This is a genomic window from Tenacibaculum sp. SG-28 (assembly GCF_002954385.1).
Classification (GTDB): Bacteria; Bacteroidota; Bacteroidia; order Flavobacteriales; family Flavobacteriaceae; genus Polaribacter.
The window spans coordinates 976,990-991,482 of record NZ_MQVY01000001.1 but is presented as its reverse complement, the minus strand read 5'-3'; the positions used below and the strand labels follow the sequence as shown (position 1 = coordinate 991,482).

The window sequence follows — 14,493 nt, the reverse complement described above, 5'->3', positions numbered from 1 at the left end:
TTATGTCATACTTTAGATAATATTGCTTATTTTTCCGATATGGTTATTTAGCTTGGAAATTTTTATAAAAATAATCGAAGACATCATATTTAATTCTATGACAACTTTGTTGTAATAGTTATAGAGAAGCTGAACATTCATTAGTTGTGGTTTTGATAGTTGGATAAATAGATAGTGCTTCTGTATATGGTTTAAAGAAAATTAGTTATATTTAAAAATCAGATTGATACAATTAAAACTGGTTACTACATTAATCGTCTTTTAGATAAGTAGCATCAAAATAATACAACCTACTTTAAAAGTAATCACACTTGGAATCGTAACTAATTTTATTTCTTTTATTAATAGTAATGTAATGTATTCGCTATTTAGCAATATCGCGTTAAATATTACTATCTTTCTAATTAAAATTAAAACAATGCTATGAAAATAATAATTTGTCTATTGATATGTTTTTATTCAATTAATATATCCTTTTCACAACCTCATATAAGAGGAACAGTAACTTTAGATATGGAAAAAGGATATATTCATTGTGAATTTAGAGTATCTAACCTTCCTGAATTAACGAATTATAAAATATTACTTAATCATGGAATGAATATAAAATACTTTAGAAATAAGAAAGGCCAACTTATTCCCTATAATGGATACTATGCTGGAAAAATGAACGGTGAGGGTTTAGAGTATTACTTTGTGAATAATCAAAATGTAAAAATTAACTTAGAATCAACTTTTGAAATAGAATATTCAGGTGCATTCCCCGTATATAAAAAAGATTTAAATGGGTTTGATTTTAAGGGCTACATTGCGGTTAACGAAAATACATTGAGAGCAACGGAACAATCAAAATGGTATCCAATTTTGTATGATGAAGATACCGATAGACGTATTGATAATTATACTTATGACATTACAGTTAATACTAAAACTTCAAAAAGTGTTTTTATAAATGGTAATCCACCTAAAAAGGGCATTAGTTCAGTTTTTAAATCATCAAAGGCTTTCCCTTTGTTTTTATTTGCAGGAGACTATAATTTTGTGAAGGTAAAAGGGAATTATTTAATCAATACAGATGTTACAGAAGATGTTTCGAAAAAAATATTTGAGAATATAGATTCTATAAAATTATATTATAAAAACTTATTGGGAACAGATTTTAAAGATGAAATTTATATAATTAATCATAAAGCTGTTAAAGATTTAAAAAATGGTAGTTGGGGCTTTAATACCTATCCTGCCTTTGGATTTTCAAATCTAAATTTTAGTAAATTACTAACAAAAGAGAATAAATTCAAAGAAAATCGATATAAGTTTTTCGCACACGAGTTAGCACATAATTATTTCGGAAATAATGTTAATTCCGGAAAACTATCCTGGTTCTGGCTTGAAGGAACGGCTGAATATCTTTCGCTTGTTGCTTTAGAAGATTATACCAATAAAAAAAATGTTGATGGGTATTATGCATATTATTGCAAATCAATAAAAAAGAAAAAATTTATTCCGTTAAATGATATTAAAAACAAAAAACAAATTAATTCTGATTACCGATATATACTTGGTCCATTAATATTTAAATCATTTGAAATATCATTTGGTAGAAAAATTACTATTAACACTTTAAAAACCTTATTAGAGTTATCAAAAAAACAGACATTGGATATTAAAATTTGGGAAAAATCTGCAATAAAAAATGGGGTTTCAAGGGAATCATTTAAAACTTTTAAAAAAGACTTTCTATCAAGCAATATGTTTAAAGAAAACAATATTAATCTTATAAGAAAGACCATTACAAAAACAACATATTAAAAATAGTTACTTTGCACAAAATATATAGGCTTAGTATATATTTCCCTTTTCCTTTAAATTTTGCTTATTTGATCAGCGTACTAAAAACAATATAAAAATTTGTGAATTAATCGGAAATTTTAATAAAATTTGTAGACTATCTTTTATGTATTTACCGTTATAGAAAATTTCTTGTGTACATATTATAATTAACTATGTCTGTTCATTATTCAATTAATACTTTGGTTGTATGAAACAAGTCTTAGAGCAACTATTTTCTTCATATGGGGAATTATCGAAAAGTGATATTACCAATGGGTTAGACTTTTTTACGCCAAAGTTATACAAAAAAGGAGATTTTTTGATAAAGGCGCAAAACACGTGTAATTGGATAGGTTTTGTAAGTTCTGGAATTGTTAGGAACTTCTATATCTCGAGCAAAGGGGAAGAAGTCACGTATTGCATTACATTTCCCAATACATTCATAACGGCATATTCATCCTTTATCTCTGGTAAAAAGACCTTTGAGAATATTCACGCTATTACAGATGTAGAAATGTTGGTTATTGATAAAACGCAATTTTCCGAACTTACTAAAGAAAGTACTAATTGGCTCAAATTTGCAAATCATTTTGCAGAACAATCCTATTTACTAATGGAAAATCGATTATTAGCCCTGCAAATGGAGTCTGCTGAGAAACGTTATTCCGATTTACTAACTACAAACCCTGAGTTTCTCCAAAACGTTCCGTTAAAGTACCTCGCATCTTATCTAGGGATTACACAAAGGCATCTAAGCCGTCTCAGAGGAGCTATTTAATAATAGGACATTTGTCTTGTATTTACTATTAAAATGTCTATAATTTCGTAGGAAAAATGGACATAAAATGAAATTTAAAAAAGTCTTAATCATCAATGGGCATCCCGATCCGGATAGCTTTAATTCGTGTCTCACTGCGGCTTATCAAAAAGGAGTATCTACAACGACAGCTGAAGTAGCACTAATCACTATAAGAGATTTGGAATTTAATCCAAATTTGGGGTTTGGGTATCGCAAACGAACAAAACTGGAACCAGATTTACTCTCAAGTATAGAAAAAATCAAAGAGGCAGATCATATTGTTTGGGTATTTCCTATGTGGTGGTATGGCTATCCTGCACTTATGAAAGGGTTTATCGATAGAACTTTTCTTCCTGGGATTACCTTTGCCTATGAAAAGGGAAAGACTATGCCCAAAAAACTATTAAAAGGAAAAACAGGAAGAATAATAGTTACCGCTGATACTCCAAAGTGGTATAACAGTCTTTTTATGAAAAGTCCTGCAATCCATCAATTAAAAAAAGGCACACTTCAATTTTGTGGTGTGCATCCCGTTAAGGTAAGCTATATAGCACCAATTAAAAATTCGTCTATTGCATTCCGAAATTCGTGGTTGTCAAAGATTGAAAAACTAGGTAAGAAGGTTAAATAAACTAACGATTTTCGATTTGTATCCTTTAACCATAGGTAAAATTGAAAACCAATTGTTTCAATATGATGCTAAATTTTACTTTGTAAAATTAGAATAAAAGTCTTCACTTTAGTGAAGACTTTTATTTATTTAAACCGTAGGAATTTATTATTGTGGTAATTTGAAATCTATATTTTTTTATTTGTTAGGCTTAGTGTGGAAGCATTTGGCATTATCATTTACTAAACGAGGAATAGTCTATATTCGGAAATATAGGAATTAAACCCTCTTTACCTCCAACACAAAGTGCCGTAACTTTTTCCGCGATTTTACTTTCATCTCCCTTAAATCTCCAATCGAGATATTTTTGATAATGCGCATAAGATGCCCAATCTCCATATATGTAATACGTATAGCTTTTTTCATTAAAGAATGCCTCTAAAGAGAGATTCCCGTCATAATTTCTGGTGGTTTGCAGTCCATCTGGTGAATTAAGTAGTTTTTCCATAGCCTGTTTTTTACCTGGTTTTACCTCTAGTGTAACTAAAACTGGATGTTTTGGTCCTACGGATTGCATCATGCCACCGTAATCAAAAAAGTCACCTTGAGCGATTATTTTTCCTTTAGCATCAAAATTAAAATACCAATATCCGTGTAAGTTAAGGACTTTACCTGTGCTTGAATTTTTACCGGTCCAGGTACCATAAGTTCTTACACTTCCATCCGGTTTTAGAGATACTGTATCTACGCCAGGAAGCCAAGTTGACGCTTTGTATTTTATATCCTCAAAGTTATCCTGATATCCTTTTAACATTTTCATGTAGCCATCGTATCCTATTGGTTCTGAAGAACCGTACATCGGTGTGTAAACCTTAATATCTTTACTAATCAAAGCGAGTTGTTCTTCAAGCTTTTCCTCTTCGTGAAGTTGGAATAATTTTTTAGCAGTAGCTAAATTTTTTTCGTAATTAGGATTACTATTACAGGAAAATAGAAACACCCCAACCAATAATAAAATTAATTGTCTCATAATAAGTTAATGTTTAATAATCAATAATTTACAAAAAACAAATATTTTTCAATTACAGCTTTATATCAAAATAACTTTACTGTAGATAAATAGCACTTACAGACACTTTTTCGTATGAAATTTTCTGAAATAAACGGTGTTATAATTGAGAAAAGTCACTGTGATTATTTTTACTATTGACTTTGGTATATTACCAATTAATTTAAAATTTATATGCCCTACAATATTTTGCGACAACTTTTCTGAGCCATTCTAACATGCTCATAAAAAAAACTCAAAAATGCATTAAAAATATCTTTGTTAGACCCTAAACTACAATTTAAGTGGTTGGCAATTTTAATTTGTTTTATTTTTGTAAATATTAGTTACGAGTATTAAAAATAGTATTCATACAAAACAAAATTTTATTTTGAACAAGCAGGCATATAAAATACACATTATAGGAGGTGGCGTTAGTGGTCTAATTGCAGCACAAGTACTTGAAGAGAACGGATATACTAGTACGATTATTGAAGCAACAGATCGGGTAGGAGGTAGAGTGAAAACAGATATGGTGGATAATTACCCTTTAGATCACGGATTTCAGGTGTTATTAACTGCTTACCCTTCAGCGAGAAAATATCTTGATTTTACTGCTTTAGACTTACAATATTTTTTACCAGGGGCCGCTATCTTCAAAAATAAAAAGCAAGTAGTTATAGGAGATCCTCTTCGAAATATATCCTTGTTATTTCCTACCATACTTTCCGGTATAGGAAACTTTTCAGACAAGGTAAAAATCTTGCAATTAAATGCAAAACTGAAAACAAAGTCGATTTCTAATATATTTTTGTCGAAAGAACAAACCACCCTTTCTTATTTAAAAGATAAAGGTTTTTCAAGTGGGATTATTAATGACTTTTTCATTCCATTTTTTAGTGGTATTTTTCTTGAAAAAGAGCTACAAACTTCAAGTCGAATGTTTGAATTTGTATACAAGATGTTCGGTGAGGGCTTTGCCAGTGTTCCTAAAACGGGTATGGAGGCTATTCCGAAACAACTAAAGCAAAAATTAAGTACAACAAATTTTGAATTTAATGCGAAAGTTAAGGAGGTAAAGGAACAGGAAATCATACTAGAGGACGGAACTATACGAAAAAGTGATTTTACTATTGTAGCCACAGCTCCAAATACATTATTGCAAACGCATACAAAAAAACCGGTGTCTTGGAAATCTTGTACTACTTTATATTTTGAAACTGAAGAAAGAACGATTTCAAAAAATATGATTGGTCTTATTTCAGATTCAGGTACTTTGGTGAATACTATTGTATACGTTAATCCATCTTCAAAAATCTCATCCGGTAAAGAATTGCTGTCTGTTACCGTTGTAGACAATCAAGGAATAGTAGGGGATAAATTGGTGCAAAAGGTAACGCAAGAGTTAGCAACCTATTGTTCTTTAAAGCAACTGAAATTTGTAAAGCAATACGAAATTCCAAGAGCCCTTCCGCATTTGCCAACTGTAGCTTATGAAAAAGAGGTAAAGAAGGTAAAGTTTTCAGAACGTTTATTTTTGGCTGGAGATACTATGCTAAACGGTTCGTTAAATGCGGCGATGATTTCAGGAGAAACAGCGGCGCATGGAGTTATCCAAACAATTGAAGCATTACAGCTAACTAATTAAAAATTTAAACCATGTAGGGTATTCGAGGATAAAATGCGAATAGCGTAAAAGACTAGATAATCATTAGTTTCGTCATAGAATTTTATAAAATTTCTGCTGATTTTGTATTCCAGATTATTTAGAGTTAAGTTGCTAACTTTTTAATAGCTTAACAACTTAACTATTTTGTACAGTATAGTAATTCTTATTACATTTAAAATATTATTCTAAGATTAAGCGTATTTTACATGCAAGTTTAAAAATTTTATATTCCGAGTAAAGAAACTTATGGCCATAGAAAAAATACCTGAAATTTATTTTTCTGATACGAGAGAAAAGCCCGACGTTTTTGTGCATGATTTTAAAATGACAAGTGATGTTTTAAACAGTAAAGTTGTTCTGAGTATGCACATGTTTAGTTTCTTGCAAGTTGGGAAAAAGCAAGTGCATTTTGAGGGAACAGCTGTAGAGGTAAACAAAGACCAATCTTTGGTATTAAAAAAAGGTAATTGGCTTTGGACGGAGTTGTTAGATACGGAAGCAATATATTTTTGTAAACTTCTCTTTTTTTCAGAGAAAATATTGCACGAATTTCTTCAAAAACATTCCTTAAAGCGATCTGTGATGCAACGAGAAGCAGCTTATTTTACCATACAAAATGACGCATATATTGCCTCCTATTTAAATTCTTTAGCAAGCATTAACGAAGCACATTCTGTTTTTAGAGAGAATTTATTAGTGGTAAAATTCGAAGAGTTATTGCTATATCTATTACAAAAATACGGAGACAAATTTGAATTATATTTACATTCTTTAGTCATAAAAGAACCTTCGTCTTTTGAGAAAATAGTATGGAGCAAAGTACACTCCAATCTCAAATTAGAGGAAATAGCTTTCTTGTGTAACATGAGCTTATCTACCTTTAAACGACATTTTCATAAGCAGTTTGCATGTTCTCCAGGAAGATGGTTGCAAGAGAAACGATTGCATAAAGCCAAGGAAATTCTCGAGGAAGGCTTATTAAAACCCTCTGATATTTACTTAGATTTTGGCTACAATAATCTCTCTAACTTTAGTACGGCCTTTAAAAATAAATTTGGTTTTAGTCCTAATAATGTTACTAAAAAAAGCCTATAATTGACCTTTTTTCATAAGTCAATGAGCCATTTTGGTAATTAATTCCATTGTAAAGTGTTTTAATTTTGTAAAGAAATTAATAACCAAGTATACTAATTATAAGTATGAATATTACATTAGCCCAAGCAGAACAAGCTATTCGTGTAGCCAAAGAAAAGTCTGTGGAAATAAATACAAAAATGAATATTGCAATAGTGGATGCTGGAGCCAATTTAGTCGCTTTTTCTAGAATGGATGGTGCATGGTTAGGCTCTTTAGATATTGCTATTAAAAAGGCTAAAACAGCTCGTTATTTTGATATGAATACCGGAATTATAGGCGAATTAGCACAACCCGGACAACCATTATACAATATCGAACATTCTAATGATGGATTAATTTCATTTCCAGGCGGAATACCTATTATAAATGACGAAGGTTCCATAATTGGTGCAATAGGCATTAGTGGAAGTTCTGTTGAAAACGATCATATCGTTGCTGAAGCGGGGGCATTAGCAATCTAACAATAGACATTAAGTCAACTAGAGGATAATTAATTTTAATTATCCTCTTTTTTTTTGAAAATATTGGTCTTGTAAACCAAAGATTACTTCTTTATAACTGCACTGATTCTAGGTCTATTTTTGCTACGTCTCATAATTATTGTAACTTAACTTTCGATTAGTTTTAACTATTTAATTGAAAAGATTACAGACCTACCATGGATACATTTTTGGTACTAAAAATTGAAAATAAATGACAGATTCAATATTTAGAAAGGATGGAACTGCACAAGGAGTTGCAAAACAAAGAATGATAGAGTCGCTTGCAAAAGAGAGAAAACGCGTTATATTCGATCCTTATGCAGAAAAGTTTGTACTGGGGTCTTCAGTAATTAAAGTAATGGGGCATCGCTTTTGTGTTTGGTTAACTAAAAAACTGTCTCCAGGCTTTCACGAGCACCTTATAGCTCGTACCCGTTTTATTGATGACCTTGTTGAAAAAACAACAGCTAAAGGAGCGATACAATACGTTATTCTTGGTGCTGGTTATGATACGCGAGCCCATCGTTTAAAACTTCCTCCGAACATAGAAATATTTGAAGTAGATCAGCCAGAGGTACAACGTCAAAAACAAGCAAAACTTCCAGAAAATATTCGCAATGCTGAAAAGGTTACTTATGTAGGAGTTGACTTTAATAAACAAACATTAAAAGAACAACTTCTAGGAGCAGGTTTTGATGTTACTAAAGAAACAATTTTTACTTTAGAGGGGGTGTCACAGTATATACCTAAAAGTGCTATTGCCAAAACATTACAGGAAGTTATAGAACTTTCTAAAAATGTTTCCGTTACTTTTTTTATCTCCTATGTAGATATTGTACTACGACAAAATCCGAAAGCTTGTTTTGGCGAAGGCTACGTTAATCCTGTTAAAAAAGCAGCATTGATTCAAGATTTAGCCGCTAAAGTAGGAGAACCGTGGATCTCTTTGTTTACCGCAAAAGAAGTGAAAGATTTATTCGGAAAATATGGGTTTTCAGTAACCGAGAATAAAACACTAGCAGATTTAAATGCCGAATATTTTACTCCTGTTGGAAGAACTATTCCTGAACGTGAAATTTTTAAGTTAGAACATTTTGTAGTGGCAAAGCGTTTTGTAAATAATGTATAAATTATCGAAGTTTTGAATGTATTTGATTCTCATTTTCACATTATAAACCCGAATTATCCTTTAGTTCCTAATAATGGTTATTTACCACCTGTTTTTACTGTTCAAAACTATCGAGAAAAAGTACAAGAATTTGGTGTTACTGGAGGAGTAATTGTTTCTGGTTCCTTTCAACAATTTGAGCAACAATATTTAATCGATGCACTTCATATTTTAGGCAAGTCATATTTTGGTGTAGCAAATATCCCAATGGAAATGCAGGAGAGAGAACTAGAGAAATTACATGCAGCCAATATAAGAGCAGTTCGTTTTAATTTGCGGCGGGGGGGATCTGAACACCTGAGCAACATGGTGGCTTTAGCCAATAAGCTATTCGATAGATTTGGTTGGCATTCTGAACTTTACGTGGACAGTAAAACTCTGGTTAATTTGAGGAAAATATTACATCAAATTCCCGCTTTTTCTATTGATCATTTAGGTCTTTCTAGAGATGGTCTTTCCGAACTTTATTACTGGGTTGAAAAAGGCGCTAAAATTAAAGCTACAGGATTTTGAAGATTGGATTTTGATCCAATTCCAGTGCTAAAAACCATTTATGCTATTCAACCTGGTGCATTGCTCTTCGGAACTGATTTGCCTTCAACAAGAGCAAAATTCCCTTTTTCAAAAGCGCATTTTACTATATTGAAAGATAATTTTTCACGAGAAGATTTACATCGCATCGTCTATCAGAATGGAGTAGAGTGGTACCTAAAAAAGAAAAACTAATTGTAACTTATCCTTTAATCTGATAGATTAAAAAACAATCCAATACCCAAGTAAGTACGCACCTTGTTTATATCATTTATCCAGGAAATATCGAAGTTTATTGGACCTAGTACAGAATCGTAAGAAGCAGTGGTTCCAAAAGAAAAAACACTACTAGGGACCGATTGATCTGACCAATTTCCTGAAGGAAAAAAGGCTTCTTTTATGTAATCGTTAAATTTTCCAAAGCCAACAGAGGCATAGTTAATATGAGGCGATATGTAAATATCTGTAATGGGATTAAATTGCAGCGTTGCATCTAACTTAATGAGTTGATTTACAACAAGATCATTTTCGTAAAGACCTGGAAATATAATACTACCATCACGTGGTGTCGGTGTATTTCCTCCAAGTAAATATTTCACTGCGGTACCGTAGTCATCAAACGATTCTTCATCGGCTTTTTGTTTGTCTTCGAATATAAAATTGGTATTCCCGCTTACTATTAAACTCAATTTTTTATGAATCGGAAATCTTTTTTGATAAGACATAGTAAATTTGGTGAAACCATTGATGCTTTTATTTCTAATTGTATTAAGTTCTATCGCTGTAGATTCATAATCAAATTCATTGTACAACGATCTAGCAAGTTTCGCCTTAAACAAAGTTCCTTCTTTAGAATAGAAAACCTTTTGCATGCTATTGTGTATATAGTGCAGATTTATTTCATAATTGTGAAACCTGTAATTTTTGAGACCTAAAATATTATCGTCAAAATTAGATTTCGGCTTTAAGGAACTTCCTTCATAATTTAAACCAACTCCAACATAATTTTTTAAGCTGTTGATGTTTTTATTGAAAGAAATATCAAAATGTGAAAAGTTTACGTCAAATGTACCATAAAATTCTCCTTGTGAATAAACATCCTGTTCCAAAAACTCCATAAGTAAATCATTTCGTATCCACCAAGATTTATCTTTACCGAATTGTTTTTGATATTGTGCTCTAAATCGGGGCTGTGTGGCGATATCGCCGGTAATAACTATTCTAGAAGATTTGCCTAGTACATTTCTACCTGTGTAGTTTAAAAGAACACCAATACCGCGATAGTTGTCATAATGAAGGGCAGTTTTAAGTTGATGTTCTGCATTTTCATACCCTCTTACTTCTAGTCCTAAACCATCATTTTTCTTAATGGTTTTTGTTGTAATTTGGTTAAATAAAGTAGTACCCATTGCTTTGTCAATGCCATCAATTAACTCATTAATAGTGTATACTTTATCTGCTTTTATTTCCGATCTTGATTTTACAAAGCTCAAGTTATTTTTATTAATCCCCTTAAAAATTATAGTATCAAATTTAAATTCTTTGTTGGTTAATGGAATTTTTATTTTTCTCGTTTTATACCTTTTCATTTTGTTGGAAAGATTTACAAGTTCCTCTAGTTGCGCATTAGTACCTTTTTTACCTTCGGCATAAATCTCTTCATTTTTACTGAAATCACCAGTGGAATAGGTCAGGTTTGGAATGTGATCGATAAGAATATCACACATTGCTCTACTTTTAGGGTTTTTTTTGTTACTCACCAGCATCGCTGCCTGAAATAAAACAGTACTAATCCCGTCAAGTTCCTCCTTAGATTGCATACCACCACCTACATCACTACCAATAATAATGTCTGCTCCCCATTTTTTTGCAATGTCTACTGGGAAGTTGTTCAATATTCCTCCATCTACTAGTAGAACATCCTTATAAGGAACTGGTTTAAATATACTAGGTATAGACATGCTAGCACGCATAGCAACAGCAAGACTTCCTTTGTCGAGAACAACTTCATTTCCATTAACAATATCTGTTGTAACGGACTTAAAAGGAATTGGTAACTTATTAAAATTTAAAACATCAAATACAGGATACGTATAAATGGCCAGAAATTCTCTTAAATGTTGATCGTTTAATAAGGCTCCTTTGGTTTTCAATTTTCTTTTTTTAATACCAAAATCAATTAAATATCTACCGTATTCACTTTTTTCTTCCACACTTACATCTTCTAATAGTGTTTTTCCGCCTAACAACATGTTCCAATCGGCGTTTTTAGCAATAGTCGCAATGCTGTCTCCAGAATAACCTGCGGCATAAAAGCCACCAACAACACTTCCCATACTTGTTCCCACTATCAAGTCGGGAACAATACCAAGTGAATCTAAAGTTTGCAATAATGGAATATGAGCTATGCCTTTAGCGCCACCACCACTCAAAACTAAAGCAATCTTAGGCTTTTTTTCTTCTTGTGCCGTTATAGTGTTCGTCGGAAGTCCAGTAAACAGAATAACACAAAAGATTAGGTATTTCACGATTATTTTTTCCATATTATCAAAAATATAAATTAAAACCTACTTCCGAAAATATGTCATTAAATTTATGTAAAACAATATCTAAAAAAGAGAAGTAATGTATTCTAGTTATTCGAATTTCTAGTAGCTGTTTGATGTCAAGTACACATTAATTGACGCAAAAATATGGTACAGAATTAAATGAAGGATTCAATAGCATCTAGAAAGCTAAAGTTAACCTAATATGCATATGATTTATTTTAAAATACATCACACGGTAGAAAGGATTCTTAATGTTAATTGATGTATCCTTTTGAATTTTATTTTTTTTGCGTTATATTTAAATAATAATTTTAAGAAAATGAATGGTCCTAATTTATCCAAAGTCAATGAAATAGCTGATAACGATATAGAATTTAGAGACAAATTATTGGCAATAATGCAAAAAGAGTTCCATGTAGAAAAAAAAAAATTTTTACATGCCTTTCATCAGAATAACAATCATGAAAGTGCTGCTATTGTTCATAAACTAAAACATAAAATCAACCTATTGAACCTAGAAGATGGTTATCGTTTAGCAACCTCCTTCGAAAATCAGTTATTAGAAAATAACACGGTACTTTTTCACGATTTTGAAATTATTTTAAAAGAAATAGAAAAATTCCTAAAAAGTAAAGATTTATGATTCACTCCATAATTATTGACGATGATGAATTAGCACGTGTTATAATTGAAAAATATTGTTCTAAATTAGAGAACGTAACAGTTCTTGAAACTTTTACAAATGCTATTGAGGCCATAGACTTCATAGCAAATAATAAAGTGGATTTAGTATTTTTAGATATTCATATGCCGGAACTTAGCGGTTTTGACTTTATAGATAGTCTCAAGAATCCACCACAGATTATATTAACAACCTCAGATAAAAAATTTGCTCTAGATGCCTTTGAATATCCTTGTATTGCAGATTATTTGGTAAAACCGATTAAATTTCCACGGTTTATGAAAGCTTTAGCCAAAGTTGTTCCGCTGCACCATAACTCAGAAACAGCATCTCAAACTTTAGAGCAATCGGATCGTGAATTGTACGTTAATATTGATAGAAGATTAGTTAAAATATTAATTTCAGAAATATATCTAATCGAAGCAAAAGGTGATTACATCAATATAAAAACAGAAACTAAAAACCATATTGTACATACGACTATGAAAAAAGTAGAAGAAAAGCTTCCGCATGATGTTTTTCTTAAAATTCATAGGTCTTTTATCATAAATTTAAAACAAATCATCGATATAGAAGACAATAGTGTTCTTATTAAAAAAGAGGTAATACCGGTAAGTAGATCTAATCGTCCTGAATTGATGAAGCGTCTTAATTTGTTAAACTAGTTTTACATTTTTTTTATTCAAGAATTGTTTATTGGATTACATCATTGGTCGATGTATATTAGCCTTTAGTCGAAACTAATGGGAAAAATGATTTGTTTTCTTCATTTTTGATGTATAGTAATCACTATAAAGATACTTTTATGTTAAAAATTGATTTCCAAAAAGGCACTTATGAAATTAAAGGAGATTTAGTGCAAGAAAACTCCAATAATTTACGCACTTATTTTAAAACTATACTACAACATGATTCTAAAATAGTTGTAAGTTTAAAAAGTGTGACAAAAATGGATAATTATGTACTTGACGTATTTATAGAATTATACAAAATGGCATTAGCCACAGGTAAAAAATTTAGAGTACTAAAAAATGTCGATAAGAGTCTACTTTGGATTTTAAAAGATCCTAGATTAAAATCCTTGTTAAAATCCTAGTTTTAATAAGCATTATTTTTGTTTTAGGTTATGCTGTTATTTCTTTAGATAGTATTCGTTAGTTACAAAGCCTTTTTGCTTACATCTTTTATTAACATAATTTTCACTTCCTAGCACTATATTTCCTGTAACTTTGACGACTTACCTAGAAACATTTAGAAATGAAATATTACTTACTTATTGCCGTAGTCTTTCTATACTCTTGTAAACCAAAGTACGATGCACAAGTCATTGTAGATAAATCCATAGAAAACACCGGATTATACAAGGTGCGAAATGCTAAGATATCTTTCAATTTTCGAAATAAAAAGTATACTGCAAATAGGAACAATGGGGTGTTCACATTAACCCGATCTTTTTATAAAGATAGTATATTTTTGGAAGACGAATTAACCAACAGTGGCTTTCAACGAAAGACGAATGGAACTGTAATTTCTCTATCGGATAAAGAAATTAACCAACTTTCCAACGCGGTTAATTCAGTGCATTATTTTTCTATATTACCTTATGGTTTAAATGACCCAGCGGTAAAGAAAGAATTGTTAGGAACAGTTGTTATCAAAGGGAAATCGTATTATAAAATTAAAGTAACTTTTGCCAAAGAAGGAGGTGGAGACGACCATGATGACGTTTTTCTTTATTGGTTTGCAGAAGACACTTTTAAATTAGAATATTTGGCATATCAATACCATACAAATGGCGGCGGTATTCGTTTTAGAGATGTTAAAAAGGAACATATAAACAATGGTATTCGATTGGTAGATTACAATAATTATAAGCCAAAAAACAACGACGTAGATTTTCTATCTATCGACCGTTTATACGAGGATGAAAAGCTTGTAAAACTCTCGGAAATTATTTTAACCGATATAAAAATAGTAGAGTAAAGTAT

15 protein-coding genes are annotated in these 14,493 nt (G+C 31.1%); 13 read left to right on the top strand and 2 right to left on the bottom strand.

Annotated elements, in window-relative coordinates; genetic code table 11:
• Nucleotides 1-423 precede the first annotated feature (423 nt).
• From BSU00_RS04370 to BSU00_RS04360, 3 genes are all read left to right on the top strand, one after another.
• Entirely contained in the window at nucleotides 424-1,809 is a 1,386-nt protein-coding gene (locus BSU00_RS04370; protein ID WP_146104788.1) for a hypothetical protein, read from the top strand.
• Nucleotides 1,810-2,038: 229 nt separating this feature from the next.
• Nucleotides 2,039-2,608, top strand: a complete 570-nt coding sequence (locus BSU00_RS04365; RefSeq protein ID WP_105003274.1) for a Crp/Fnr family transcriptional regulator — start codon at nucleotides 2,039-2,041, stop codon at nucleotides 2,606-2,608.
• A gap of 67 nt (nucleotides 2,609-2,675) precedes the next feature.
• A complete protein-coding gene (locus BSU00_RS04360) occupies nucleotides 2,676-3,260 on the top strand; it encodes an NAD(P)H-dependent oxidoreductase (RefSeq protein WP_105003273.1) in 585 nt (194 codons plus the stop codon).
• Nucleotides 3,261-3,474: 214 nt separating this feature from the next.
• On the opposite strand, the gene BSU00_RS04355 is transcribed toward BSU00_RS04360, so the two are convergent.
• Entirely contained in the window at nucleotides 3,475-4,269 is a 795-nt protein-coding gene (locus BSU00_RS04355; RefSeq protein WP_105003272.1) for a hypothetical protein, read from the bottom strand.
• 409 nt (nucleotides 4,270-4,678) lie between these two features.
• Here BSU00_RS04355 and BSU00_RS04350 point away from each other — a divergent pair, with 409 nt between their 5' ends.
• From BSU00_RS04350 to BSU00_RS04330, 6 genes are all read left to right on the top strand, one after another.
• Nucleotides 4,679-5,935, top strand: a complete 1,257-nt coding sequence (locus BSU00_RS04350; RefSeq protein WP_105003271.1) for an NAD(P)/FAD-dependent oxidoreductase — start codon at nucleotides 4,679-4,681, stop codon at nucleotides 5,933-5,935.
• 267 nt (nucleotides 5,936-6,202) lie between these two features.
• A complete protein-coding gene (locus tag BSU00_RS04345) occupies nucleotides 6,203-7,051 on the top strand; it encodes an AraC family transcriptional regulator (protein WP_105003270.1) in 849 nt (282 codons plus the stop codon).
• A 104-nt stretch (nucleotides 7,052-7,155) separates the two neighbouring features.
• A complete protein-coding gene (locus BSU00_RS04340; protein ID WP_105003269.1) occupies nucleotides 7,156-7,554 on the top strand; it encodes a heme-binding protein in 399 nt (132 codons plus the stop codon).
• A gap of 232 nt (nucleotides 7,555-7,786) precedes the next feature.
• Complete coding sequence (locus BSU00_RS04335; RefSeq protein WP_105003268.1) at nucleotides 7,787-8,704, top strand: class I SAM-dependent methyltransferase; 918 nt, start codon at nucleotides 7,787-7,789, stop codon at nucleotides 8,702-8,704.
• A 12-nt stretch (nucleotides 8,705-8,716) separates the two neighbouring features.
• The gene (locus tag BSU00_RS12990; RefSeq protein WP_199176751.1) at nucleotides 8,717-9,256 is read left to right on the top strand and encodes an amidohydrolase; all 540 of its coding nucleotides are present in this window, start codon (nucleotides 8,717-8,719) and stop codon (nucleotides 9,254-9,256) included.
• Between the two features lie 3 nt (nucleotides 9,257-9,259).
• Complete coding sequence (locus BSU00_RS04330; protein ID WP_199176750.1) at nucleotides 9,260-9,469, top strand: hypothetical protein; 210 nt, start codon at nucleotides 9,260-9,262, stop codon at nucleotides 9,467-9,469.
• A 14-nt stretch (nucleotides 9,470-9,483) separates the two neighbouring features.
• Here the strand turns inward: BSU00_RS04330 and BSU00_RS04325 are convergent, their stop codons facing one another.
• Nucleotides 9,484-11,817: a patatin-like phospholipase family protein gene (locus tag BSU00_RS04325; protein ID WP_105003267.1), complete on the bottom strand. Its 2,334-nt coding sequence runs from the start codon at nucleotides 11,815-11,817 to the stop codon at nucleotides 9,484-9,486.
• 325 nt (nucleotides 11,818-12,142) lie between these two features.
• Here BSU00_RS04325 and BSU00_RS04320 point away from each other — a divergent pair, with 325 nt between their 5' ends.
• The 4 genes from BSU00_RS04320 (at nucleotide 12,143) to BSU00_RS04305 (ending at nucleotide 14,488) form a co-directional block, all read left to right on the top strand.
• Nucleotides 12,143-12,466: a histidine kinase gene (locus tag BSU00_RS04320; protein WP_105003266.1), complete on the top strand. Its 324-nt coding sequence runs from the start codon at nucleotides 12,143-12,145 to the stop codon at nucleotides 12,464-12,466.
• Nucleotides 12,466-13,170 (top strand): LytTR family DNA-binding domain-containing protein, encoded by a 705-nt coding sequence (locus BSU00_RS04315; protein WP_105003417.1) that lies wholly within the window; start codon nucleotides 12,466-12,468, stop codon nucleotides 13,168-13,170. Before BSU00_RS04320 ends, BSU00_RS04315 begins: the two co-directional genes overlap by 1 nt.
• Nucleotides 13,171-13,310: 140 nt before the next feature.
• Nucleotides 13,311-13,601, top strand: a complete 291-nt coding sequence (locus BSU00_RS04310) for an STAS domain-containing protein (RefSeq protein ID WP_146104787.1) — start codon at nucleotides 13,311-13,313, stop codon at nucleotides 13,599-13,601.
• A 161-nt stretch (nucleotides 13,602-13,762) separates the two neighbouring features.
• Nucleotides 13,763-14,488 (top strand): DUF6503 family protein, encoded by a 726-nt coding sequence (locus BSU00_RS04305; RefSeq protein ID WP_105003264.1) that lies wholly within the window; start codon nucleotides 13,763-13,765, stop codon nucleotides 14,486-14,488.
• The last annotated feature ends 5 nt before the right edge of the window (nucleotides 14,489-14,493 follow it).